Genomic DNA, 25302 nt, shown 5'->3' with positions numbered 1-25302 from the left:
TTTTTGTTGTCCAATTTACATTAGAGCTGCGATTTTTCATGCGTTTAGGGAGAAATAATGATTAACCTCGTTCAGACGCCTTACAACCTCCGATCGGGTTATCCGATTGTCCGCCGTACGCTGGAAGACAAAAAAAAGCTGGTTAAACATGATGGTTTTGGCCCGGAATCGTGCTGCGCCACTGTCGAATACACGCTGCGCGGTAATTCCCGCTACGCCTTTGGCAATAGCCAGATGCGTATTGAGATGCCACCGGATATTTACACCAATAACTGGGTAAAATTGCATGGCGAAATGGCGGCGCTGATTGCGGCGATACGACGCATTGAGAAATCCGGCAATGGTGATGAACAGTTGCCGATCACCAGCGTTTATATCGAATTACGCCCCTGCGAAGCCAACTGCATGCAAGCGCTGCAAAATATCCTGCCTGATAACACCACCGTTTATTTCTCCTTTCTGCACCCCGATCAGGTTGATGAGTGGAAACAGAGCGCCCGCGCGCTTTGTGCTGCGTAACACCGACCAGAGACGCTCGCGATTAGCGTCTCTGGTCATCTGCGAGTTACCCGTGCATCACCACACTTTGCTCAACAGGAATACGCGGCATGCGTGTTTTCGCAGACGGCGCAGACATATCGGCATAGCCAAACGAGATGCCGAACAGCAGCCGATAATCAGTGGAAACACCGAGTTCTTCGCGGATCATATCGGCGTGAAAACCCAGTAAAGTCTGCGGAATTCCGGCAAATCCGCGCGCCGTCAGTGACAGCAAAAAGCTCTGTGCGTACATGCCGATATCTGAAGCAACGCGGATGTTGTCGCCAAAGGATGGCATAAACAGGAAAGCCGCGTGTGGCGCGTTAAAAAACTGGTAATTTCGCAGATAAGCCTCCTGGCGACGCGCTTTGTCTTCACGCGCGACACCGATCGCATCGTAATAAATCCGCGCTTGCTCATGAGCGCGCTCGAAATAGTCGCCGTGAAAATCATCATAGGAAAAGGTGAAATCCGGCGTCTGACGCCCTTCAAGATCGTTTTCCGTCATCCTTTTTCCAAGACGGTTTTTCGTTTCACCGGAAACCACATGCACATGCCACGGCTGCGTGTTGCAGTTAGACGGGGAATATTGCGCATCCTGCAACACGTCCTGAATTTGCTCGTCCGTTAACGAGGTTGGTAAAAATGCACGGGCGGAAAAACGCTGGCGAATGGTTTCATCGAAGGCTTTCACTACAGTGCTCATGATTCTTCTCCATATTAATTGTTCGCGTAGCTTAGCGATGAAACCTGTTCGTAAAAACACTACAATGCGCCATGGACCTTTGCGGATTACGCATAGATGAATAAGCTCAGTCAAATTAGCGCGCGCTCAATGCAGCTGTTTCTCGCCATTGTTCGCGAGGGAAACTTATCCGAAGTCGCTCGTAACGAAGGTCTGGCGGCCTCATCGTTATCGCGCGTGGTTCAGCAACTGGAGCAGGCGCTGGAAACCCAGTTGTTGTACCGCAACACGCGCGCGGTGATCGCCACTGAGGCGGGTCATATCTATGCCGACACGTTTCGCGCCATGTTGCAGCAGCTTGCGGACGCGCAAACTCAGGTGGGCGAGCGTCGCGACGAGCCAGGCGGGCGCATTCGTATTAATGCGCCGACTTCGTTTGGCCTGCGTCATATTGGCCCCAAAATCAGCGAGCTGAGCGAGTGCTATCCGCGTCTGCATATCGAACTGAACCTGAACGATGACTATATCGACCCTTTTGCTGATGGTACCGATCTGTTGCTGCGTATTGCGGCGCTGCAGGATTCCGAGCTGCACGGTCGGCTGATTGCGCAGCAGCAGTGCCATTTGGTGGCGACCCCCGCCTACGTGCGCCGTTATGGTCAACCAAACACGCCGGAGGAGTTGCAGTCGCACCGGTTACTGGCGTATCGCGGGAAAAGTGGTTTGCAGCGCTGGTGTTTTCAGCGAGGGGATAAATCCTGCCAGTTTTCGCCGCAGGCCAAAATCGTTTCTGATAATGCGCAATTGCTGTTACAGGCCGCACTGAGTGATGCGGGAATATTGCTCTTCCCGGACTGGCAGGTGGGTGAGATGCTAAACCGCAACGAGCTTGTGGCGCTCATGCCCGATTTCACTGCCACTTATTCGGCAACGCCGCAGTCGCTGTGGTTGCTCTACCCGGGCGGAAAATACCCGTCGCTTAACACCCGCGCGGTAATCGATTTTTTACTGGCGAGTTTCGGTTCACCGCCCTACTGGCGCTATCTTCCACCGCGCCTCCAGGAATAATCCCGAAGGCGTAACGCTCCATAATCCCTTCACTTTTTTATCGTCAAATCGTCGCCACGCAATAGAACGAGTAAGGATGTAAAAGATGAAAAAGATTGCACTGGTGTCTGCCATTCTGGCGGTGAGCTTCTCTTCGATGGTGTTTGCTGACGAACGTCCGCCGCTACCGCCGGAACAGTACCAAAACGGCCAGCACCATAAAGGAGATAAAAAACCGTCGCACGAGGCACCGCCGCCGAAACACAAGCAGGATAAGCCGCCGCGCCCGGATAATAAACACAACGACAAACACAACGGTAAGAAACCGCCACTGCCGGAAGAAAGCCGTCCGGGTGACGACCGCTAATCCAGCCCGCAATGCAAACAGGCCTTTCGCTATCACGAAAGGCCTGTTTTTTTATCTTGTAGACACTGTTTTAAGAAAGCTTGCTGAAGAGATTACGAGCCCATCGCTTTGGATAACCAGGACTTACAGATGCCACGGCGCAAATTCCACGGTTTCGCCGGTTTATCCTGATAGCGGTCATACACTTTATCCAGATCGTCCTGGCTGGTGATATTCAAATCCGCCGGAATTTCAACCGCACCTCGGGAGCTTATCGCCACATAGTGTTTGCCTTTTTCAAGGAAAAAGGCGGTCTCATGGATCCACATCCTGCCGCTGGAATTATCCTGTACGATTAATGTCCAGTATTGATCGCCTTTCAGTCGGCTGGTAAAAAGCCGGTCAACTACGCCCTCCAGCATATTATTGCTGATGTAAATCATCTCGGCGGAATTAAAGCAGTCACCCTCTTTGTTATAACGCTGGAAATAAAAAAGCCCCTGATGAGCCTTATTAGCCTGCGTGTAAACTACTGTCGCGTCGCTACCGGTATAGGCCTGATAACGCTGTGTGCCGAGCGGGCCCGGCGTACAGGCAGACAACAAAAATGCACCCGCGACAAGCAAGGCACTTAACGTAAATTTACGCATTTCCTCTCCATGAATATCATCAATAAGCCATTTCTTATTATTTCCGCCCGCCCAGATTAACGTATTACGGTTATTAACGCATGATTGTTCTTATTGCGGCGGGATAATTTATGGCTATTTGGAAGAATTGTTTTGGGAGCAGTAAAAAAACAGGGCGGCATAGCGCCACCCTTTGTTTATTTGCGTTTTGGCAACGTTTTTACTAAGTCGTCGGCGCTTATTGACGCCACGACGCTGCCCGGCAGAGGCATTTTCAGAATATGGTTCTTAATTTTGCCAATCACATGCATTTCACACGGACGGCAGTCAAACTTCAGCGTCAGCACTTCGTCGCCATGCACCAGTTGCATTGGCGTCGCGCGCCAGCTTTTGATATTGCCTTTCGCCTGTTTCGGACACAGGTTGAAGGCGAAGCGCAAACAGTGTTTGGTGATCATCACCGGCACATCGCCCTTCTCTTCATGCGCTTCGAAGGCGGCATCAATCAGTTGCACACCGTAGCGATGATAAAATTCACGCGCTTTGTGGTTATAAACGTTAGCCAGGAATGACAAATGCGTTTCCGGGTAAATAGGCGCCGGTGTCGCCACCGGTTTGCGGCTGCCGCGCTGGTAATTCGCCAGCCGTGCTTCTTCCAGCATCTCTACCGTTTCGCGACGCAGCTGATTGAGCAGGCTGTTGGGCACAAACAGCGCCCCCGGCAGATTCACGGTGATCGCCTGCGCGTAATAGCGGGTTTGCCCCAGTTTCGCCAGCCCATCTTTCAGGCTTTCCAGCGCTTTTTGCGCATTGTTGGCTTCGTCAAACTGCCCGTCCAGCGTGTGCGTCACGCTGACACCCTCTTCGCTGGTCAACGTCAGCACCAGTTGCTCCTGCCAGCCGCCTAGCTCAATATCCACGCCGATGCGGCGCTCGCTGGAGGTTTTCAGTAATGCCTGCTGCCAGTTATGGTCAAGGTTGCGGTTCAGCGCATGGTGCGGACGCAGCGTTCGCAGCGCATCCGGCATGTCGTTCGGGAATACACGGTAGCGGTTCTCGCCCGTTTTCTCGGCGATGTTGACGCGAAAACCCACCACTTCACGCTTCACCAGCACGTTCAGGCCATCACCGTTGGCCAGCGGTTCCGTCACTTCTACATCGAGGTGATCTTTCGCCACTTTCAGCACTTCACCGACCGGCAGGCCGATAAATTTCGGTGAATCAAACGCGCCGATATCAATTTTGCGCGCATTGACAAAATAATCGGTGCTGCCGCGATGGAAGGTTTTGTCCGTCGAGGGAATAAAGAAATGTTCGGTACGCCCGGCAGACGCGCGCGCCAGGTCACCGCGATCTTCAATAATGGCATCCAGCATCTGGCGATAATGCGCGGTGATATTCTTCACGTAGCTCATATCCTTGTAGCGCCCTTCAATTTTGAAGGAGCGCACACCGGCATCGATCAGCGCCGCCAGGTTGGCGGTCTGATCGTTATCTTTCATCGACAGCAGGTGTTTTTCATACGCCACGACGCGTCCCTGATCGTCTTTCAGCGTATAGGGCAAGCGGCACGCCTGAGAGCAGTCGCCGCGGTTGGCGCTGCGCCCGGTCTGCGCATGAGAGATATTGCACTGCCCGGAATAGGCCACGCACAGCGCACCGTGGATAAAGAACTCAATGGTGGCGTCGGTCGCGCTATGAATGGCGCGGATCTGCTCTAGGTTCAGCTCACGCGCCAGCACAATCTGGCTAAAACCGACATCGGAGAGGAATTTTGCTTTTTCCACACTGCGTATGTCGCACTGTGTACTGGCGTGCAGCTCGATCGGCGGAATATCCAGCTCAAGTACGCCCATGTCCTGCACGATCAGCGCATCGACACCGGCCTGGTACAGGTCATGGATCAGGCTCTGCGCCGGTTCCAGCTCGTCATCATGAAGGATCGTGTTCAGGGTAATAAACACTTTCGCGCCGTAGCGATGCGCGAACGGCACCAGTTCGGCGATATCGCGCAAACTGTTACCGGCGTTATGGCGCGCGCCGAAGCCAGGGCCGCCAATGTAGACCGCATCAGCGCCATGAAGGATCGCTTCACGGGCAATGGCGGTGTCGCGAGCCGGGCTTAACAGTTCAAGATGATGGGGGTGCAGGCGCATACAATCGTCGTTATCCATTATGTGCAAAATGGCGGCTATTGTAGTCACAACCGGGGCGTTTCACCACCTGCCGCAGGGGGAATTTGCGTCTGTCGGCAATGCAATGTCGAAATTGCTATTTCCACGCCGTTTCATGCGGCGATAGAGTGGTGACTCGGACATTCCTCGTCACGTTTTACCCACCGTACTGCCGGTTGCAGGTGGGGCTGAACTTTCCTGCAGCCCGGAGTATCGCGGGTCAACGTTGTCATGTTATTTATCGTCGTCGTTTTTGGCCGCAGGCGTGCTTGCGGCTTTTTCTTTTGGATAATGAATCAACGAGTGGAAATGCACGGTATGTGCGGAACTGTTGCGATACGCATGGGCTTCATCGCCCGCGAAACGCACGCCCATTCCGCTGGTAAATGTTTTCCACTGCCCACCGAGACATAAATCCAGCGCGCCATTAATGACAACTACATGCTCAATCACCCCGCTTTCGTGCGGCGTCGATTCACTTATCGCCCCCGGTGCCAGTGTGATGGAAAAGAGATCAAAGTGCAGCTTTTCATCCCACGGGAAAATGGGCGTGATCACCATCGCCTGCTGGTCGGGATCGTAGGCGTGCGGCGTATCGCTCTGTGGCGGCGCAATAAAGGTAGAAAACGGCACATTCAGGCCGGTGGCAATTTTCCAGAGTGTCGCCACCGTCGGGCTGGATTCATTACGCTCAATTTGCCCGAGCATCGCTTTGGAAACGCCCGTCTCTTCTGCCAGCCTGGAAAGGCTCCAGCCACGGCCCTGACGGAGAAGTTTTAAGGTGCTTGCCAGGTAGTCTGCGATGTTCATTACGCCTCCGGGAAGAAAAATCCGGGGCAGTATAGCGCAGCGTTTCTTTTTTAGAGAGCGAAACTATAACCACGCCAAATACCTTAATGATCTGCCAGCTTGTGCGCTATAACGGCCAGTGATATTTTATGCGGATGCTATAACGCACAAGGATTATTTCATGTCGAATGTCGCCTTTACTCGCGCTTCTGCCCTCCCTTTTTCCAGCCTGCTGGCTGGCTTTGTCGCGGTGCTGGTCGGTTATGCCAGCTCCGCCGCCATTATCTGGCAAGCAGCCTCGGCGGCGGGCGCAAGTGCGGTGCAAATTGCCGGCTGGATGACCGCGCTCGGTCTGGGTATGGGCATCAGCACGCTGGCGCTGAGCTTGTGGTATCGCATGCCGGTACTTACGGCCTGGTCAACACCGGGCGCTGCGCTGCTGGCGACCAGCTTACAAGGCGTTTCGCTAAATGAAGCGGTTGGCGTATTTATCTTTGCCAATGCCTTAATTGTCCTGTGTGGCATTACCGGGCTGTTCGCCAGGCTGATGAAAATCATTCCCCACACGCTTGCGGCGGCCATGCTGGCGGGCATTTTGCTGCGCTTCGGTTTGCAGGCTTTTAGCAATATTCAGGGGCATTTTGTCTTGTGTGGCAGCATGCTGCTGGCCTGGCTTATCTGCAAAGCGCTGGCACCGCGCTATGCCATTGTCGCCACACTTCTGGTCGGGGGGCTGGTTGCGTGGCTAAGCGGTGAGGTTGTCACGCAAAAAATCACTATCGCGCTGGTTGTACCGACTTATACCACGCCAGAATTCCACTGGTCGTCGCTGGTGAGCATCAGTATTCCCTTCTTTCTGGTGACGATGGCCTCGCAGAATGCGCCCGGTTTCGCCACGATGCAGGCGGCGGGATACCCCGTTCCGGTTTCACCGTTAATTATTTTTACCGGCGCGCTGGCGCTGCTGTTCTCGCCGTTTGGCGTCTATTCGATTTGTATTGCCGCCATCACGGCGGCAATTTGCCAAAGCCCGGACGCTCACCCGCAGGCAGAAAAACGCTGGCTGGCCGCGGTGGCGGCCGGGGTGTTTTACCTGCTAGCCGGTCTGTTTGGCGGCTCGATAACATCTCTACTCACTGCCTTGCCATTAAGCTGGATCCAGACGCTGGCGGGGCTGGCGCTGCTGGGCACAATGAGCGGTAGCCTGCACCAGGCGCTGATCGCTGAGCGCGATCGCGATGCCGCGATGGTCACTTTTCTGGTTACCGCCAGCGGCGTCACGCTGCTGGGGATTGGGTCTGCATTCTGGGGGTTAGCGATCGGCGGGATTTGCTACGGCGCATTGCGCTTAGCGCGACGCGCGTAGCTGCGAGGGAGTCATGCCTTTCGCCGCTTTGAAGCGGTTACTGAAGTGGCTGGCAGAGTTAAAACCGCAGGCCAGCGCAATGGTGGTCAGCGGCTGATCGCTATGAAGCAACAGATCTTTCGCCCGTGCCATGCGCCGTTGCATCACGAACTGGTGCGGCGCAACGCCCATTGACTGGCGGAACATGCGGGCAAAATGGTATTCGCTCAGCGCGGCCTGCGCCGCCAGATCCGACAGCAGTAGCGGTTCTGCCAGATGCGCATCGATAAACTCCAGCACGGTACGAAGCACCACCGGCGCCAAACCGCCCGTTACCGTCGGCAGTTGCCACTGCACATTGCTGTAGTGCTGCACCAGGTGCGTCAGTAACAGCGTCGATGCGGTACTCAGCGTTAACTGGTTGGCGTTTTGCTGCCAGTCGCAACCGAGCAAAAACTGGCGATAAAGCGCAGTAATACGCGCATCCTGCGAGAATGTTTTCTCATCCAGCGTGAACGATGCCGGGCTGCGATCCCACACCTGCTCACCCACTTCACGCAGATGCTCATCGGTGCAGTAAAGGTGCACAAAAGACAACGTATCGCGGATATCCCACACTGATTCGCTCTCTTTCGGCATCAGGCAAAAGCGATCCGGCCCGCCGCCGTTTTTCCAGCCGTAGGCGGTTTTGTGATAGCTCTCATAGCCGTCGGCCACGTACAAACTCAGGGTATGGTGATTGCAATACTGGGTGATGTTGTCGCGTTTGTTCGACCAGGCCGCCAGTTGAATGCCAGAGTGCAGCGCCACCGAGTTATGCAACACGGCGTTGTGTTTACTGAGGTTTTCAAAAGCTTCGTAATGCTCAGACATTCACGGAAATTATCATAAATTCACCAGAACCCCAGTCTATGAATAGCTGGCGGCGGATACCAGCGTTGTGTAAAGAAAAGCGCAAGAATATGCAAGTCCGGCGCAAACCGGTGCAATCGCCTGCGTTGCTGTTTTGCCACACTCAGCATTCGTTTTACGCACTGGAACTCAACATGAACGCATTGCTGTACGGTTTGGTGGTGGTTATCTGGGGAACAACCTGGATTGCGATTTATCTACAACAAGGACCGGTCGCCGCGCCGGTGTCGATCTTCTGGCGCTTTGCGTTGGCCACGGCGGCAATGATGCTGGTGCTACTGGCGCAGCGTAAATTGCGCGTCCTGCCGCTGCGCGATCATCTGTTTTGCCTGCTCCAGGGCGGCTGTGTGTTTGGTTTTAACTTCTGGTGCTTCTATACCGCTGCGGCGTGGATCAGCACCGGGCTGGAGTCGGTGATCTTCTCCATGGCGGTGTTATTTAACGCGGTAAACAGTTATCTCTTTTTTGGTCAAAAGCCCCCGGCACGCTTTTTTGTCGCGGCGATCCTCGGCCTGACGGGGATTGTGACGCTGTTCTGGCAGGATTTGGTCAACAGCGGCTGGAGCATAACGCTACTAATGGGGATTGGTCTGTCGGCGCTGGGCACGCTGGGCTTCTCGTTTGGCAATATGATAAGCCTCCGCCATCAGCGTAAAGGACTGGAAACCATCACCACCAACAGTTGGGCGATGCTCTACGGAACGTTGATTATGGGGGCGATAGGCCTGCTGCGCGGTGACGATTTCACCCCGCAATGGACGGCCAGCTACCTTGGCGCGCTGGTCTACTTGGCGTTGTTCGGATCGGTGATTGGCTTTGGCGCCTATTTTACGCTGGTTGGTCGGATTGGCCCCAGCAAAGCGGCGTACAGCACCCTGCTGTTTCCGCTGGTCGCGCTGACGGTTTCGACGTTTTTCGAAGGCTATATCTGGCATTTCAATGGCGTTGCCGGGTTACTGCTGATCCTTACCGGCAATCTGGTGATGTTTGCCCGCCCGGAAACATGGCTGGGCGGGCGCGGAGCACGGCGAAAAGCTAACGCTTGCTGATATCAAACATCGTCGCGTCGGTCGCCATATCGTCAATGACTTGTTTCAGAGAATCGACGGTGACCGGCGCATTTTCATTATTCACATCTTTCCCTTGCCCCTGGCGCACCACTTTCAACACCGGTGCATTGGTCTGCGCGTCGATGAGCTCGCCTTCAAAATAGAGGTGCGTGTTCATCGTGCGATGACCGGTTGCCATCTGCGTTCCTGCCACTACCATTGCCACCGGCACCACTTCATAGAACTGCAATCCCTGTTTGCTGGCGTCCACGCCGGTTATCGCCCCACGGAAAATCAGGCTGTGCTGGCCTGGCGATGTCACCAGCGGTTTACGCGAAGCGGCGGCAGCTTTCAGCTTGCTGTTGGTGTAGTTAAGAACGCCATCCAGCACCTGTTGATTCACCTGGCTGGTAGGTTTCGCCACCGGATAATAGGTCACCGGGTGGTAGACGATACTGTCGTATTTTGCCGGATCAAAACCCGGTGCCACCCAGCGAAGCACCGGTTTACCGGTGGCGGAGGTGGTTTCCTTCAGCCCTGAATAATCTTTTAGAAACCCGGAATATTTTTCCGGTTGCGTCACTTTTGACGCGCAGCCTGATAACGCCAGCAGGCCGGAAAAGACGGCAACGCTAACCAATGCATGAGTACGCATGAGGATGTCCCTGTGAGTGCGGAATTGCTCTTAAGGTATAGCAAACGCAGCGGCGTTTTGTGGGGGGTAAAAATGTCCCGGCGGGCAGCGGCTTTGATAAAACGTATAAAGCGCAGTGAAATGGGCGAGCAAACCGCGAGTGCGCTGGGTTTGCTCGCCTGTTAATGGTTATTTCTTCAGATCAACTTGCCAGAAAATATGTTTACCAAACGGGTCGATTTCGTATCCCTGCACCTCTTTGCGTACCGGTTCGAAAATCGTTGAGTGGGCAATCATCACCGCTGGCATTTGATCATGCATCATCTGCTGCGCCTCTTTATACAGCGCGACGCGTTTTTCATGATCGGTGGTGGCTTTCGCTTCGGCGATAATTTTGTCAAATGGCGCGTAACACCATTTCGCCGAGTTAGAACCACCGTTAGCAGAGGTACAGGTAAACAGCGGGCCGAAGAAATTATCCGGATCGCCGGTCGCCGTGGTCCAGCCCATCAGCGCCGCCTGGTGTTCACCGCCTTTCACCCGTTTCAGGTATTCGCCCCACTCATAGGTGACAATTTTAGTCTGCACGCCCACTTTCGCCCAGTCGGCCTGGATCATCTCGGCCATGCGTTTGGCGTTTGGGTTATAGGGGCGTTGCACCGGCATTGCCCACAAATCGATGGTCGTTCCAGGCGCAAAACCGGCCTCTTTCAGCAGCGCTTTGGCTTTTTCCGGATCGTAGTCGTAATCCTTCAGTTCGCTATCCGCGCTCCAGACGCCCGGCGGCAACAGGTTTTTCGCTGCGGTGCCTGTTCCCTGGAACACGGCCTGAATGATCGCCGGTTTGTTGATCGCCATCGCCAGCGCCTGGCGCACTTTGACATTATCCAGCGGCGCTTTTTGCGTATTGAACGACAGGAACCCGGTGTTCAACCCGGCTTTGCTCATCAGCGTAATGTCTTTGTTCTCTTTCAGGCGCGGCAAATCGGCCGGATTGGGAAACGGCATGACCTGGCACTCGTTCTTCTCAAGTTTTGCCACCCGAACGGAGGCATCCGGCGTGATGCTGAAGACCAGGCGATCAATTTTGGCTTTGCCCTGCCAGTAGCCGTCGAACGCGGTAAACAGAATGCGCGAATCTTTCTGGTACTGTGCCAGGCGGAACGGCCCGGTGCCAATCGGGTCCATATCGACGCGTTCCGGTGTCCCCGCTTTTAACATCGCATCGGCGTATTGCGCTGAGAGGATCGAGGCGAAATACCAGCCAAGGTCAGCGACAAACGGCGCTTCCGGGTGCGCCAGCGTAAAGCGCACCGTATGGTCGTCGAGTTTATCAATCGCGGTGATCAGCGAACCGAACTCCAGGCTTTCAAAGTTCGAGTACGTACCGTTAGAGACATTGTGATAGGGGTTACTGGCGTCTTTTTGCCGCATAAATGAGAAGATCACATCATCGGCGTTGAAGTCTCGCGTTGGCGTGAAGTATTTATTGCTCTGGAATTTCACCCCTTTGCGCAGATGGAAGGTGTAAACCTTACCGTCTTCGCTGACATCCCAGCTTTCCGCGAGGCTGGGTTGCAGTTGCGTGGTGCCCACTTTGAAATCCACCAGCCGGTTATAGACCGGCACCGCGCTGGCATCCACGCTGGTGCCCGAGGTATAGAGTTGTGGGTTGAAGTTTTCCGGCGAGCCTTCCGAGCAATAGACCAGCGTTTTCGCCGCCACAGAAGAACTCACTATCATCGCGGCCAACGCCAGAGCAAGTGTTGTCGGTTTGCTAATCATAGTTTTTCCTGTTGTTTTATTGTAAAGGCTTGTTGTTTGCCCTCTCATAAATAACATTAAAGTGAATTTGCAAACACCTGATAATTCGAATAAAGAAGGAATCACTATGTCGTCGTCGCTCACCAGTCAATTAACGCATCGCTTCTTTCGCTATCTCAACATCACCAGCCAAAGCGATCCCACTGCCACCACCTTACCCACTACCGTTGGGCAGTTTGATATGGCGCGCGAACTGGCTAATGAGTTGAAAACACTCGGTCTTGAAGAGATCGTTATTGACGATCACGCGACCGTCACCGCCGTCAAAAAAGGCAATGTTCCCGGTGCGCCGCGCATTGGTTTTATCACCCATATCGACACCGTGGACGTCGGTTTATCCCCGCATATTCATCCGCAGATCCTGCGCTTTGAGGGACAAGATCTCTGCCTGAACAGCGCGCAGGATATCTGGCTGCGCGTTGATGAGCATCCGGAGATCCTCGCGTATCCGAATGAGGAGATAATTTTCAGTGACGGCACCAGCGTACTCGGCGCCGATAACAAAGCCGCGGTTACCGTGGTGATGACGCTGCTGGAAAATCTGACGCCAGAACAGCGTCACGGCGATATCGTGGTGGCCTTTGTGCCCGATGAAGAAGTGGGCCTGCGCGGTGCGAAAGCGCTGGATTTAGCGCGTTTTGATGTTGATTTTGCCTGGACAATCGACTGCTGCGAAATGGGCGAAATCGTTTACGAAAACTTTAACGCCGCCAGCGCGCAAATCCAGTTTACCGGGGTGACCGCGCACCCGATGTCGGCGAAAGGGGTGCTGGTGAACCCGCTGTTGATGGCGATGGATTACATCAGCCATTTCGATCGCCAGCAAACGCCGGAGCACACAGAAGGACGCGAAGGTTATATCTGGTTTAACGGGATCAATGCCGTGCAGAGCTACGCGACGCTGAACGCCAACATTCGTGATTTCGACAACGAAAGTTTTGCCAAACGCAAACAGCAAGTTGCCGATGTTGCGGCAAAAATTGCGGCTCAGTATCCCACCGCGAAGGTTGAGTACAGCATCAGCGATACCTACAGCAATATCAGCAACGCGATTGGCGAAGATCGCCGGGCGATTGATTTACTGTTCACAGCCATGGAATCACTGGGGATCACGCCAAAACCAACGCCAATGCGCGGCGGCACCGACGGTGCAGCGCTTTCTGCTAAAGGTTTGCTGACGCCAAATTTCTTCACCGGCGCACATAACTTCCACTCGCGTTTTGAGTTCCTGCCGCTGCGTGCTTTCGAAGCCTCTTATAACGTTGCGTTGCAGCTTTGCCTGCTGGCGGCGCGTTAAAGCAGACCGGTGATGGTGTCGGATCGGAGTTCACTCCGTAATGATGACCCTATTTAATGAGCCGGATGCGGATCACGCCAATGCGCTGGCTTGCCCTGCCATCCGGCATTTGCTGCGCCAGCGGTGACACATCATCACCATAAGTTTACCTGGCGAATAGCAGGAATTGGCGTGATGCAGCAAACGGCGAAAGAGAAAAACGGCGGGCTGGCAGTAAAAGAACCGGTGGCATCCTTCCGGCTCTTTTACTGTCGCAACGGAAAAACTTACGCGGATTTGCGTGCCAGCATCGTGGCAAAGCGCAATTTGATACGGTTGCCATTGGCATCGGTGCGATGAAGCTCACCGACTTCTTCGTTGTATTTCAGCAGCTCCCAACCGGTGTAGTAATCGCGCAACTCGCCCTCTTTAAAGGCAAACGGGAAACCGACCGTACACGGGAAATCAGCCGTGTCCATTGCCGCGACAATCAGGTTATAGCCGCCCGGTTTGGTGCAGCGCTGCATATTGGCAATCAACCCGGGAATGGTTTTCGCTTCGAGAAACATCAGCACTACGGTCGAAAGAATAAAATCGTAGTCGCCTTCAAAACTCAGGTTGTTGAGATCAACCGCCTCGATATGTAAGTTTTCCAGCCCTTCCGCTTCACGAATATTTTGTAAATTGCTCAGGCTGTTCGGGTTTTTATCCCATGCGGTGACATCAAAACCCCGGTTGGCGAGAAACAGGCTGTTGCGGCCATTACCGCAGCCGAGATCCAGCGCTTTACCCGGCTGGACATAATTAACGGCGTTAAGCACTTCCGAATGGGTCGGGGTCATGCTGTATTTTTCAGTAAAGTAGTTATCAGTGCGGGTGGTCATGCTGTTCCTCAATACGTCGCGAATTTATAAGTTGCATTTTCAGTGCATTTTATTGGTTTCGCTGGCGGATAGCCAGCGGCGTAAAATTTGCTACGTTTAACTCAGGCAGATGGGGGGAAATGTAGCATGAATAAGTATCGGCTCAGTGATGAGCAAAGGACAATGCATTACCAGATTAGCGGCGAAAAGCGATCCGTCGCCCTGCGCCAGATTATCGCCCTGCGCGATTTCAACGATGTTGTAGCGGGCAGCGCCGGTGGCTGGGTTGATAATGAAAACGTGCTCGATCAGCAAGGAAACTGCTGGATTTACGATGAAAACAGCATGGTTTTTCATGGCAGCACGGTGCGGGATAATGCGCGGATCACCCAGCCGTGTGTGATTTGCCACGATGTCGTCATTGCGGATAACGCCTGGGTTGACGGCAGCGAGATAAGCCACGGCGCGCAATTAAGTGACAATGTCACCGTTCAGGCCTCTACCGTACGCGGTTTATGCCATTTACGCGGCGATGCGCGCATTCTCAGCGGCTGCGACATCATTGCCGCTCAGGGTTTAACGCTGGACAACGAACAGATTTTGCAGATTTACGATCGCGCCACCGTCAGCCATTCGCGCGTGGTACATCAGGCGCAAATTTATGGCGATGCCATCGTTAATTACGCGTTTATTGAACACCGCGCCGAAGTCTTTGATTTCGCCCTGCTCGAAGGTAACGAACTCAATGATGTCTGGGTGTGCGACTGCGCCAAAGTGTATGGTTCCGCGCGCGTGGTCGCCGGGACGCTTGACGATGAGATCCCGACCCTTCGTTACAGTTCGCAGGTGGCAGAAAACGCCGTTGTTGAAGGCAACTGTATTTTAAAACACCACGTGCTGGTGGGCGGTCGCGCCTGGTTACGCGGCGGGCCATTGCAACTTGATGAAAAAGTGGTGATTCAGGGCAATGCGCGCATTCACGGCAATGTGCTGATCGAGCATCAGATTGAAATTGGCGGCGATGCGGTCGTCGATGCGCAGGAAGGCGAAAGTATCCTGTTACGCGGTCCGAAAGTGATTAACGACACGCAGCACATTACCCGTACGCCGCTGGTTGGCTCTTTATAATTCGCTCGTCTGTTATCAAAGCCGAAGTCGCTTATCCGGGACTTTTCATATTGTTGCAGGTGGCTTATGAGGCACCCGGCAGGCTGAAAAAAACGGCAACTTCGCCACACTCTTTGCGACGATGAACCCCTGATAACAGCGAGCCTGCAACGAAAATTCTGTTGCAGGCTTTTTTCACAAAAATTTTTTTTCTTCCGTGTGGAATAACCCCGCCGTTGCTTCGTCTTATCCGCTCATGATTAGCAGGTGAGCGACTATGACAAACACTCCTTTTACGACCGGCCAGATCCTTGCACGTCTTATAGCGATCGCCCTTGTTCCGCTGGTGTTGATTGTGCTGTTCCTGTGGGGCGGCGGCTGGTTAACTCCTGCGCGCCTGAGCGCAGATAAACTGGTTAATGTCTTACAACAAGCGGGCGGCGAACATCCGGGTTATCGGCGTAATCACGCCAAAGGGCTCTGTGTTACTGGCAGTTTTATCTCCAGTGGCAATGCCAGCACGCTGTCTCGCGCTTCGGTATTTGCCGCAGGTGAAACGCCGGTAACCGGCCGTTTTGCCATTGCCGGAGGAAACCCCGCCGCGCCGGATTATGCCGTTCCCGTACGCAGTCTGGCGCTGGCGTTTCAGTTAGCAAACGGTGAACAGTGGCGCACCGGCATGAACGCAATGCCCTTTTTCCCGGTCTCCACTGTTGAGCAATTCTATGAATTGCAGGTTGCCTCGCTGCCCGATGCGGCAACCGGCAAACCGAATGCAGAGAAATTCAAAGCCTTCGTGCAAAAGAACCCGGAGATCCTGCCGTTTCTGGCGTGGGCAAAACAGAATGTCCCTTCGTCGAGCTGGGCCAGCGATCGCTTTAATAGCCTGAATGCGTTCCGTTTTATTGATAAATCCGGTATGACGCATCTGGTGCGCTGGAGCATGGTGCCGCATACCGGTTATCAGCCCATCAGCGCCGAAGAAAAGAGCGACAAAAATTTCCTGCAAACGGATCTCAAACAGCGTCTGGCACAGGGACCGCTGAAATGGGATCTGCTGATAACCGTCGCCCGACCGGGAGACGATGGCAGTAATGCAACGAAAGTCTGGCCTGCCGACCGGCAAACAATTAACGCCGGAACGCTGGTTCTCACCCAGGCAACAGAACAGCAAAACGGGCCGTGTAATGACATCAATTACGATCCGCTGATCCTGCCGGACGGCATTGCCGCCTCTGACGATCCGTTACTCAATGCGCGTTCTGCGGCTTATGCTAAATCTTACAATGCGCGCACCCGTGAACAATCCGCCCAGGCTGGAGCTCATTTATGAAAAACATTGCCTATTTCCACCCGGCGCTGCGCGCGCTGCACTGGTTAATGGCGGCGGCGATCATCGCGATGCTGTTTATTGGCGTCGTAATGGTTTCTACCGTCTCATCCCTGCACAGCTTGCTGGTGTCAATCCACAAACCGCTGGGTTTAATGATTTTCGTGCTGGTGCTGGTCCGCCTGTGGCTACGGTTTTATACTGCCACGCCCGCGTTACCGGCGACACTTGCGGGTTGGCAACGCGCCATGGCGCACCTGTCACACTGGGCGCTCTATGCCATGATGATTGCGCAACCGCTGATTGGCTGGGGAATGCTTTCGGCGGCGGGCTACCCGGTGACTGTCGCCGGTTGGGTGTTGCCACCTATCCTGCCGGTGAATAATGATACTTACGCGCTACTGCGGCCACTGCATTCCCTGGTGGCGCTGGCGCTGTTCGCAACGGTGATGCTGCATTTAGCCGCCGCGCTGTTTCATGCCCTCGTGCTCCGCGATGGCGTCTTTGAAAGTATGTCGGGAACCCGCAAGCGATGAAGGCAAGCTATGCAACTGACTGATGATGAGATTCGTCAGGTGATGCCACATTTGCAACGCTTTGCGCTGTGGCTAACCCGCAACCCGCACAGCGCGGAAGATTTGGTACAAAGCTGCCTGATGAAAGCGCTGACGCGTAGCCCAAATAGTGATGGCGAACGGAGCCTGCGCGCCTGGCTGTTCGCCATTCTTTACCGTCAATTTATTGACGGTGAGCGGCGCAAGCGACGGTATATGAAAATCCTCGCTTTTTTTACCGGCGAGGAGGCCACCGGCGCGTCAACCGAATCACTGGCAATGGCGGATGATACGCTGGCGGTGTTCGCCACGCTGCCGACCGATTATCGTGCCATTCTGTTGCTGGTGAGCATTGAAGGGCTGAGTTATAAAGAAGTCGCCCAAACGCTCGATATCCCGACCGGCACCGTGATGTCGCGCCTGTCGCGCGCGCGTAAATTGCTACATGAGAAATTAGACGGTACGGCAGCGCCGCTGCCGCTGAGGAGACTGAAATGACGTTGCCACCGGATGAACACGATCTGCATGCCTGGATGGATGGCGAAACCGATGAGGCAACCTCAGCGCGTATCGAGCGCTATCTGGCAGAAAACCCCGCTGCCGCCGCGCAGGTTGCAGGCTGGCGGCGTGACGCGCAGCAACTCCGCCAGGCCATGAGCCAGCAAACTATCGCCCTGGAAAAACCGGAGCCACACTATTTACGCCGCCAGGCACGCCAGCAGCGTCAATGGAAACTGGCCACCGCGTTCGCGCTGGCACTGGCGTTAAGCGTGGGCGGTTATACGGGCTGGGAGCTGAAAGAGTCGCAAATGTTAATGACTCATCAGCCGATGGAGGACGCGGTTCAGGCCTATAAACTGTTTGATAATGCCGCCGTCACGCCAATGGATGTAGTGGCAAGCCAGCAAACCGAACTCACCCGCTGGGTCGCCCGGTATTTTATTAACGGTAACCAGCCGCCGAATCTCGAACAGTATGGTTTCACCTTATCCGGCGCGAGGCTTATCGCCACCGCGCAAGGCCCGGCTGCGCTGATTATGTATCAGGACAGGAACGGCACGCGGGTCGGCTGGTATATCCGCCCGTTAAGCCCGGTCAAACTCCCTCACGGGGAACGCGAGGCCGAAGATGTGATGGCGCAGTACTGGAGTGATGATCACTACAACTACGCGCTGGTCACACCGATGAACTCACCGGCGGTAAACGGCCTGCGCAAAGCGGTGTCGCAGGCCACCAGTTAGCGCGATCAGGCCCTATCGACGATCTTTGCCCAGATATTTTGATCGTCGTAGCTGCCGTTGAGATACTCCGCCTGTTTAAGGCAGCCTTCGAGCGTAAAGCCGTTGCGTCCGGCCACCTGATTGCTGGCATGGTTCGCCACCCGACATTTGATGACAAAGCGCCGGATATCGCCACGGCGAACGTAAAAATCGATCATCGCTTGCATGGCCTGAGACAATATCCCCTGCCGCTGGCACTCTTCATCCAGCCAGTAGCCGATATAGGCCGTTTTGTTTAACGGCTCAATCGAATTAAACGCCAGTACGCCCACCAGCACATCGTCGCGCACAATCATGAACATTTTGGCGTAGCCGCGCTGATGCAGCAGCATGTTGCTCTGCGCGGTTTTGCGGGTGTCGTCAACGGACGTGACCGATTGCGGCCAGTTGAGAAACTGCTGTAGCCAGTCGCGGTTTTTGACAATTAGCTGGTGAAGATCGTGCACAAACCGCTCGTCGACGGCATGCAGCGCGAGATGGTCATTCACCGGAATAACGGTATCGTCCATTGCGGCTCCATAAAGCATTCGCCCCCTGACGGGGGCGAAGTGGGTTTAGCGCATGACGCGGTCATCAACGTAGTTACGTTTGTCCGGCGCGGGCGGGAAGTACTGATAAAGCCAGGTTTCGCTGATGGCGTCGCCCTGGCAGCGCAGGAACAGACGCATGTCTACCGGATCGGTGGAATCATTGGTCGGATACCAGTCGAACAGAATGCGATAACCGTCAAACGGCTCAACATAGAGGATCTCCACCTGTTTCGCTTCCCCGTTTGAAAGCGTAATGACCGGCTCAATGCCTTTCGGCGCGGCCGCTTTCAGGTCACCGCCAACAAAATCAATGGCGAAACGACGCGCCCATTTATCCGGATAGTGTTCGCCCGGCGCCCAGCCTTCCGGGAAACCGCCCATGCCGGTACGGGTGGCGTAAACGCGGGCCAGTGGAGAACGCACCGGCGGCATCGCGCTCCAGTACAAGCGGTACTGGAAGGCAAAATCATCGCCCGCTTTGACCGGTTTTTCCGGCTGCCAGAAGCAGACAATGTTATCCAGCGTTTCGCCGGTGGTCGGGATCTCCATCAGGCTGACCGCCCCTTTGCCCCATTTGTTACGCGGCTCAACCCACAGACTCGGACGTTTGTTGTACCAGCCCATCACATCCTGATAGTGGGAGAAATCACGATCGAGCTGCAGCAGGCCGAACCCTTTCGGGTTTTCATCCTGGTAGGCGTTGAACTGCAATTTTTGCGGGTTGTTCAGCGGGCGGCAGATCCACTCGCCGTTACCGCGCCACATCGCCAGACGATCGGAGTCGTGGATTTGTGGATGAATGGTATCGCAGACGCGGCGTTCGTTATTACCGCAGCTGAACATACTGGTCATCGGCGCGATACCCAGTTGCTTAATGTCTTTGCGCGCATACAGGCGGTTATCGACATCCATGATCACCTGGCTCTCTTCGCAGTGGATCACAAACTTGTACGCACCGGTAATGCTCGGGCTGTCGAGCAGCGCATAAACGGTAAAGGTGGTGTCGGATGCTTTTGCCGTCTCAAACCAGAAGGCGGTGAAATCCGGGAACTCTTCCGGCGTATCCGTAAAGGTATCAATCGCCACGCCGCGTGCGGAAAGACCGTACTGAAAGGTGCTGTCTACCGCGCGGAAATAGCTTGCGCCAAGGAACGAGACGATATCACGGCGCGCCAGCTCAGGCGCTTTAAAGGCGCGGAAACCGGCGAAACCGAGATCGCTTTGTCCTTCCAGTTGTTTGGTATCGACGCCCGCGTCGTGGTAGTTAAACAGCTCCGGGCGGAAGTGAATTTCACGCGCCTGGTGTGTGTTCTGGTCGAGGGAGAACATGCGAACGCGGCGGCGAAAGCCCATGCCGACATGGAAAAACTGCACGTCCAGCAGACGACCATCAACGTTGTTCCACAGCGAGTGCTGCGCATCATACTGGATGCTGTTGTAAGCCTGCGGTGTCAGGTTCGCCAGCGTGTTAGGGAGCGCTTTAGGCGCGCCGCCCCACTGCTGTTGCGCCAGATCGTGCGCCATGGACTGCAGCACGGAGAAATCAAAACGGCGGCTCTGGCCATCGGCGATGTCCGTTTCCGCCGCGAACGCCGCGCGGGAAAAGAGCGATGCAACACCGGTGGTGCCGTAAGTTGCGGCAAGGGCCATGGATGCTTGAATAAATCGTCTGCGGTTCATGCCTGGTAACACGTCCTTCTGGTCGTCAAATGGCATTTCGCGATGGCGCGAAACAGCGGCAAAAGCGTTCATTAATGAACGCATCACTCTAGACAAAATTCATTGAGAATCCAATTGTTGGCTGCCGAATATATGAACGAAACATGAAATATTTTCTGTCGATAAGAGCAGCCCGAAAGCGGCGTAAAGATCTGTATAACAGCGAGGAATTGCGGCGGAAATAAAAAAGCGCCTGCCGGACATCAACGGCAGGCGCCAGAGTGGTCATGCGTTATTGTGCGCTGACACTAACATCAATGCCGGGGAAGTACTTTTCCGCCAGCGTCTTGATGGTGCCGTCAGCGCGGATTTTATCGATAGCGGCATCAAGTTGCTTTTTAGTGGCCTCGTCACCTTTGCGCAGCCCGAAACCGATACCACTGCCGAGGATCGTATCGTCCGATACCGGTTTGCCAATAAAGCCAAACCCTTTCCCCTGCGGCTTGCTGAGGAAACCTGCCTGCCCCGCCGCTGACATCACCAGTGAGGCGTCGATGCGACCGTTCAGCAAATCTCCCCACGCCATATTCTGATCTTTATACGACACCACCGTGACACCGTGCTTTTCCCAATGCTCTTTGGCGTAGGTTTCCTGAATCGATCCCTGCAACACACCAATGGTTTTGCCTTTCAGCCCCTCAGCGGTCGCTTCCATGCCGTCGCCACTTTTGCCAACCAGTTGCGAAGGAATGCGATAAATCGGCTGGGTGAAATCGATGCTTTTACGCCGCTGTTCGGTAATGTTCATCGCCGAGTTAATGGCATCAAATTTCTTGGCAGTCAGCCCTGGGATCAACGCGTCAAACGAGGTTTCCACCCAGCTACATTTCAGCTGCGCCGCTTTGCAGACAGCGTTACCCAGTTCGATATCAAAACCTTCCAGTTCGCCTGACGCGTTGCGGCTTTCAAACGGCGGATATTCCGCCTCCACGCCGTAACGCAACGCGTTTTCGGCAAACGAGGAGAATGAGCAGAGCAAACCCATGCCCAGACAGAGTGCTTTAAATTTCATCATTAACGCTCCTTAGCGTGGCTTAACACGACACAGGGCCTGCGCGCCTGCTCTTAATGTTGCCTCGTCTTTCGCAAAAGAGAGGCGGATCAACTTGTTATCTGTACCATCGGTATAAAACGCCGACAACGGAATTGTGGCGACACCGCAATCAATAATCAGCCTTTTTACCATCTCGCTGTCAGTTTCATCGCTGAAGTGGCTGTAATCCGCCAGCAGGAAAAACGATCCGGCGCTGGGTAACAGGCGAAACGGCGACTCAGCGAGCAATGTTTGCAGCAGGTCGCGTTTACGCTGGTAAAACGCCGCCAGCGACAGCCAGCCTTGCGGGTCACGCATATGATCGGCAAAAGCATGCTGCATGGGTGTATCGGCGGAAAACATCAAAAACTGGTGTACCTTGCAGATCTCATCCATCAGTTCCGCAGGCGCAACGCAGTATCCCACGCGCCAGCCCGTCACATGATAGGTCTTACCAAACGACGAGATAATCACGCTGCGCTCGGCCAGTTGCGGATGCGTTGCCATGCCGTGATGCGGCTCGCCGTCGAACACCACATGTTCGTAGACTTCATCGGAGAGGATCACAATATCAGTGTGCCGGGTGATCGCCGCCAGTTGCTCAAGATCGGCGCGAGAAAACACCTGCCCGCTGGGGTTGTGTGGCGTATTCACAATGATCATGCGCGTGCGCGGTGTGATTGCCGCGCGCACTTCGTTCCAGTTCACCGCGAAATCCGGCACCGTCAGTTTGATGGCCACAGGCGTTGCGCCCTGCAAACGGACAATGGGCGCGTAGCTGTCGAACGAGGGTTCAAAGTAAATCACTTCATCACCTGGATGTACCAGCCCGCTGATCGCGGAATACAACCCTTCGCTGGCGCTGGCGGTGATAAGAACTTCACTGTCCACGTCGTAATCTGTGCGGTACAGCTCGCTGATTTTCTGCGCAATCCGCTCTTTTAACGGGCGCAGACCGGTCATTGATGCGTACTGGTTATGATTGGCCTGCATTGCGCGCGTCACCCCGGCAATCAGTTGCGGATCGCAAGGAAAGTTGGGCGCGCCCTGAGAAAGGTTTATCGCATTATGTTCGGCGGAAAGCTGGCCGATAACGGTAAAAATGGTGGTGCCGACATCGGGTAATTTCGAGCGAGTTTTCACCGGGGTACGCAGAGTCATGCCTGATCCTTTCACATAAAAAGTGCATAACCATTCAAACCAAACCCTGTTGAGCCGACAACCGAATTGTTGTCATAATAGCCATGAATAAATTGCATAGCTGGGGTTATCATGTTGCACCGATCTTTACCGCTCAATGCCATCGACGCTTTTCTGGTCACCGCCCGCCATCTCAATTTGACGCATGCAGCAAAAGAGTTGTGCCTGACGCAGGGCGCGGTCAGCCGCAAAATCGCCGCACTGGAAAACTGGTTCGGCTTTCCGCTGTTTGAGCGCCACGCGCGTGGTTTACACCTGTCGCCGCAGGGCAGCGCCCTGTTGCCGGAGCTGCGCGGTGCGTATGAGCAACTGGTAACGGTCGCCTTTCAGGCACGCTCGCAACAAACGGTGGTGCGCCTGAAAGCGCCAACCTGTGCGATACGCTGGCTGGTGCCGCGGCTGGTGAATCTGGAACAACGCTATCCGGAATTACAGGTGGCATTGACCACCACGACCGATCACACCATTAACTTCAAAACAGAACCTTATGACGCGGCGATTGTGTTTGGCACTCAATTAAGCGCCGGGGATCTGCTGTTTGAGGAAGCGTTAACGCCGGTGATTAGCCACGCGCTGGCGCAGCGTAATGCGCTGGAAGCCGCCACGTTATTGCACCCGACGCGGGATAAAACTGACTGGTCGCTGTGGCTGGCAAGACAAAGCGCTTTTCAGCCCGCTATGAGTAAAAATCAACACTTCGATACCATGGATTTAGCCATTACCGCCGCCATTCAGGGGCTGGGGATGGCTATCGCCGATGAGACGCTGGTTGCGGAAGATATTGAGGCCGGACGCTTGCTGCGCCCGTTTTCGCAGAGTGTCAGAACTGGTGCCAGTTACCGCCTGGTGCTGCGGGAAACGGAGAATAAAGCCGCCGGTCTGGCGGCGTTCAGAGAAGGATTGCTGGGGGCTAATCGAGCTTTACATGGTGACGCATAACCCGGCGAAAGAAGCCAAGACGGGCGCGCATGAAGCGGTTAACCAGGCGAAATCCTGCATGTTTATTCAGTCCGATACGTAACAACCGGTCGCGCCCGCGTACGCAGGCCAGCCAGTTGACCGGGCCGGGTAACGCTTCTGTACGGCGGTCGGCCTCGGTGGCAAAACGAACCCAGTAATCGGCAATATGCGCGGCAAAGGCGAGATCGTGTGGGTTGGCATAACTGCAAGACGGCTCCGAAAGCATAAGATTGTCGAATACATACGGCACTTCATTACCGTGCCACGCGCCGTTGATATAAGTGTCATGCGCCGCTTCGGCAACATAATCAAACCAGTAGCGCCAGCAGGGTTGCCCGACACGCTGCTGGGCCTGCATTACCACCAGGCCAAGCGTGGTAAAGGCCATATCGCGGCACACCTGGCGACCCAGTTCCGCATCCCCTTTCACCCCCGGATAAAGCAGGCGGATCAGCCCCAGACCGAGCCGCTGTTCACGGCGCATCTTTTCGATTTGCCCGGCGAGATCAACGCCAAACTCAGCCATCACGCTGGCTTCATCACTGTTCGAACCGATAATGACCGGCATCGGATGTTGCCGACCGGCGAAAAAGGTATCGAGCATCGGCTCCGGTAACACGCAGTCACCTGCGATGGGTGCAGGCGCAATTTTCAATGGCGCTTCCAGCGGCCAGAACGCTTCTGCCGGCAGTGCGCGCAACTGTTCGGCGCTGGCTTTTTCCAGCCCAAAATGCGCGGCAATCGCTTCACCTTTTGCCAGCGCGGCCTCGCGCGGCGTATCGGGCAAGGTATAACTGCTCTGAATAATGGCTTTGTGAAACAACCCTTCTGCCAGCGGCGAGGCCATCAGCGCCATCACGCTGCGCGCGCCCGCCGATTCGCCAAACAGCGTCACATTCGCCGCATCACCACCGAAAGCAGCAATATTCTCCTGCACCCAACGCAGCGCGGCTATCTGATCGAGCAAGCCAAAGTTGTAGACGCGCTCACCCGCTTCCTCTTCCAGCACCGGGTGGGCAAAAAAGCCAAGATGACCAAGGCGATAATTGATCGTCACCAGCACTACGCCGCGCGCCGCAAGCGCTTTTCCGTCATACGGCGGCAACCCGCCGGAGCCGATAGTAAACCCGCCGCCGTGCAGCCAGACCATCACCGGCAGCGGTTTTGTCCGCGTCGCCGGTGACCAGATATTGAGATAGAGACAATCTTCGGAGAAACGCCCCGGATCGCCGCCGCCGAGCTGCTGACAATACTCACTGTTTTGCCAGCTGGCGGCGGAAAAGGCGTCAGCCATGCGTACGCCCTGCCAGGGGTGCGGCGGTTGTGGCGCGCGCCAGCGCAGTGCACCCGTGGGCGGCGCGGCAAACGGAATACCGCGCCAGACATGAAAGGCGTCTTCACTGCATCCCAGCACACTGCCCTGGCGGGTGTGTGCCAGCGGCGTTAATGGATTTTCCATAACAATATCCAGAAGTA

The 25302-nt window shown here is 55.0% G+C and carries 25 protein-coding genes; 12 read left to right on the top strand and 13 right to left on the bottom strand.

The genetic code is table 11. The annotated features are described in order from the left end of the window. Window positions 1-57: 57 nt before the first annotated feature. Window positions 58-519 (top strand): hypothetical protein, encoded by a 462-nt coding sequence (locus tag JKP81_RS05815; protein ID WP_200550928.1) that lies wholly within the window; start codon window positions 58-60, stop codon window positions 517-519. A gap of 46 nt (window positions 520-565) precedes the next feature. On the opposite strand, the gene JKP81_RS05810 is transcribed toward JKP81_RS05815, so the two are convergent. Next, on the bottom strand, window positions 566-1246 hold the full coding sequence (locus tag JKP81_RS05810; RefSeq protein ID WP_200550927.1) for a nitroreductase: 681 nt from the start codon (window positions 1244-1246) through the stop codon (window positions 566-568). Window positions 1247-1342: 96 nt separating this feature from the next. Here JKP81_RS05810 and JKP81_RS05805 point away from each other — a divergent pair, with 96 nt between their 5' ends. Next, window positions 1343-2293 carry a LysR family transcriptional regulator gene (locus tag JKP81_RS05805; RefSeq protein ID WP_200550926.1) on the top strand — a complete coding sequence of 317 codons (951 nt, stop codon included), beginning with the start codon at window positions 1343-1345 and terminating at the stop codon, window positions 2291-2293. Window positions 2294-2378: 85 nt separating this feature from the next. Continuing rightward, the gene (locus tag JKP81_RS05800; RefSeq protein WP_200550925.1) at window positions 2379-2639 is read left to right on the top strand and encodes a hypothetical protein; all 261 of its coding nucleotides are present in this window, start codon (window positions 2379-2381) and stop codon (window positions 2637-2639) included. A gap of 92 nt (window positions 2640-2731) precedes the next feature. Here the strand turns inward: JKP81_RS05800 and JKP81_RS05795 are convergent, their stop codons facing one another. The 3 genes from JKP81_RS05795 to JKP81_RS05785 all read right to left on the bottom strand — a co-directional run bounded on the left by JKP81_RS05795 (window position 2732) and on the right by JKP81_RS05785 (window position 6231). Next, on the bottom strand, window positions 2732-3268 hold the full coding sequence (locus JKP81_RS05795) for a hypothetical protein (RefSeq protein WP_016495976.1): 537 nt from the start codon (window positions 3266-3268) through the stop codon (window positions 2732-2734). Between the two features lie 176 nt (window positions 3269-3444). Continuing rightward, entirely contained in the window at window positions 3445-5403 is a 1959-nt protein-coding gene (locus JKP81_RS05790) for a U32 family peptidase (RefSeq protein WP_200550924.1), read from the bottom strand. Between the two features lie 252 nt (window positions 5404-5655). Further along, entirely contained in the window at window positions 5656-6231 is a 576-nt protein-coding gene (locus tag JKP81_RS05785) for a helix-turn-helix domain-containing protein (protein WP_200550923.1), read from the bottom strand. Between the two features lie 160 nt (window positions 6232-6391). Between JKP81_RS05785 and JKP81_RS05780 the strand changes: the two genes are divergently transcribed. Beyond that, entirely contained in the window at window positions 6392-7576 is a 1185-nt protein-coding gene (locus JKP81_RS05780; RefSeq protein ID WP_200550922.1) for a benzoate/H(+) symporter BenE family transporter, read from the top strand. Here JKP81_RS05780 and JKP81_RS05775 read toward each other — a convergent pair. After that, window positions 7559-8428 carry a helix-turn-helix domain-containing protein gene (locus tag JKP81_RS05775; protein ID WP_200550921.1) on the bottom strand — a complete coding sequence of 290 codons (870 nt, stop codon included), beginning with the start codon at window positions 8426-8428 and terminating at the stop codon, window positions 7559-7561. The genes JKP81_RS05780 and JKP81_RS05775 overlap by 18 nt on opposite strands. A 173-nt stretch (window positions 8429-8601) precedes the next feature. Here JKP81_RS05775 and JKP81_RS05770 point away from each other — a divergent pair, with 173 nt between their 5' ends. Beyond that, window positions 8602-9516, top strand: coding sequence for a DMT family transporter (locus JKP81_RS05770; RefSeq protein WP_200550920.1), 915 nt, complete (start codon window positions 8602-8604; stop codon window positions 9514-9516). Here JKP81_RS05770 and JKP81_RS05765 read toward each other — a convergent pair. Together JKP81_RS05765 and JKP81_RS05760 are read right to left on the bottom strand one after the other, a co-directional pair. Beyond that, complete coding sequence (locus tag JKP81_RS05765; protein WP_200550919.1) at window positions 9503-10171, bottom strand: DUF3313 domain-containing protein; 669 nt, start codon at window positions 10169-10171, stop codon at window positions 9503-9505. The two genes, JKP81_RS05770 and JKP81_RS05765, sit on opposite strands and share 14 nt — an antisense overlap. 168 nt (window positions 10172-10339) lie before the next feature. After that, on the bottom strand, window positions 10340-11935 hold the full coding sequence (locus JKP81_RS05760) for an ABC transporter substrate-binding protein (RefSeq protein ID WP_200550918.1): 1596 nt from the start codon (window positions 11933-11935) through the stop codon (window positions 10340-10342). A 106-nt stretch (window positions 11936-12041) separates the two neighbouring features. Between JKP81_RS05760 and pepT the strand changes: the two genes are divergently transcribed. Beyond that, window positions 12042-13271: a peptidase T gene (pepT, locus tag JKP81_RS05755; RefSeq protein WP_200550917.1), complete on the top strand. Its 1230-nt coding sequence runs from the start codon at window positions 12042-12044 to the stop codon at window positions 13269-13271. Between the two features lie 266 nt (window positions 13272-13537). Here pepT and tehB read toward each other — a convergent pair whose 3' ends face one another. After that, complete coding sequence (gene tehB / locus JKP81_RS05750) at window positions 13538-14134, bottom strand: tellurite resistance methyltransferase TehB (RefSeq protein WP_200550916.1); 597 nt, start codon at window positions 14132-14134, stop codon at window positions 13538-13540. Window positions 14135-14260: 126 nt separating this feature from the next. On the opposite strand from tehB, the gene ydcK reads away from it, so the two are divergent. The 5 genes from ydcK to JKP81_RS05725 all read left to right on the top strand — a co-directional run bounded on the left by ydcK (window position 14261) and on the right by JKP81_RS05725 (window position 18345). Further along, the gene (gene ydcK, locus JKP81_RS05745; RefSeq protein WP_200550915.1) at window positions 14261-15241 is read left to right on the top strand and encodes a YdcK family protein; all 981 of its coding nucleotides are present in this window, start codon (window positions 14261-14263) and stop codon (window positions 15239-15241) included. Between the two features lie 256 nt (window positions 15242-15497). Continuing rightward, window positions 15498-16553, top strand: a complete 1056-nt coding sequence (locus tag JKP81_RS05740; protein ID WP_200550914.1) for a catalase family peroxidase — start codon at window positions 15498-15500, stop codon at window positions 16551-16553. After that, the gene (locus JKP81_RS05735; protein ID WP_200550913.1) at window positions 16550-17086 is read left to right on the top strand and encodes a cytochrome b; all 537 of its coding nucleotides are present in this window, start codon (window positions 16550-16552) and stop codon (window positions 17084-17086) included. Before JKP81_RS05740 ends, JKP81_RS05735 begins: the two co-directional genes overlap by 4 nt. A gap of 9 nt (window positions 17087-17095) precedes the next feature. Beyond that, window positions 17096-17602, top strand: coding sequence for an RNA polymerase sigma factor (locus JKP81_RS05730; RefSeq protein ID WP_016495963.1), 507 nt, complete (start codon window positions 17096-17098; stop codon window positions 17600-17602). Then, window positions 17599-18345 (top strand): anti-sigma factor, encoded by a 747-nt coding sequence (locus JKP81_RS05725; RefSeq protein WP_200550912.1) that lies wholly within the window; start codon window positions 17599-17601, stop codon window positions 18343-18345. Before JKP81_RS05730 ends, JKP81_RS05725 begins: the two co-directional genes overlap by 4 nt. A gap of 5 nt (window positions 18346-18350) precedes the next feature. Here JKP81_RS05725 and rimL read toward each other — a convergent pair whose 3' ends face one another. The 4 genes from rimL to JKP81_RS05705 all read right to left on the bottom strand — a co-directional run bounded on the left by rimL (window position 18351) and on the right by JKP81_RS05705 (window position 22827). Beyond that, entirely contained in the window at window positions 18351-18893 is a 543-nt protein-coding gene (gene rimL / locus JKP81_RS05720; protein ID WP_200550911.1) for a 50S ribosomal protein L7/L12-serine acetyltransferase, read from the bottom strand. Between the two features lie 45 nt (window positions 18894-18938). Then, a complete protein-coding gene (locus JKP81_RS05715) occupies window positions 18939-20594 on the bottom strand; it encodes a glucan biosynthesis protein D (protein ID WP_200551077.1) in 1656 nt (551 codons plus the stop codon). Between the two features lie 271 nt (window positions 20595-20865). After that, a complete protein-coding gene (locus tag JKP81_RS05710; protein ID WP_156773112.1) occupies window positions 20866-21645 on the bottom strand; it encodes a transporter substrate-binding domain-containing protein in 780 nt (259 codons plus the stop codon). Window positions 21646-21657: 12 nt separating this feature from the next. Continuing rightward, complete coding sequence (locus JKP81_RS05705; RefSeq protein ID WP_200550910.1) at window positions 21658-22827, bottom strand: pyridoxal phosphate-dependent aminotransferase; 1170 nt, start codon at window positions 22825-22827, stop codon at window positions 21658-21660. A gap of 111 nt (window positions 22828-22938) precedes the next feature. Here JKP81_RS05705 and JKP81_RS05700 point away from each other — a divergent pair, with 111 nt between their 5' ends. Next, the gene (locus JKP81_RS05700; protein ID WP_200550909.1) at window positions 22939-23805 is read left to right on the top strand and encodes a LysR family transcriptional regulator; all 867 of its coding nucleotides are present in this window, start codon (window positions 22939-22941) and stop codon (window positions 23803-23805) included. Here JKP81_RS05700 and JKP81_RS05695 read toward each other — a convergent pair. Further along, window positions 23777-25285, bottom strand: a complete 1509-nt coding sequence (locus tag JKP81_RS05695; RefSeq protein ID WP_200550908.1) for a carboxylesterase/lipase family protein — start codon at window positions 25283-25285, stop codon at window positions 23777-23779. The genes JKP81_RS05700 and JKP81_RS05695 overlap by 29 nt on opposite strands. Window positions 25286-25302: the final 17 nt, after the last annotated feature.

The sequence above is a fragment of the Kosakonia sp. LAM2021 genome, assembly GCF_016620385.1.
Lineage (GTDB): Bacteria > Pseudomonadota > Gammaproteobacteria > Enterobacterales > Enterobacteriaceae > Kosakonia > Kosakonia sacchari.
Note: the sequence above shows the minus strand (reverse complement) of the source record. Positions and strands in the feature narration are given on the sequence as shown.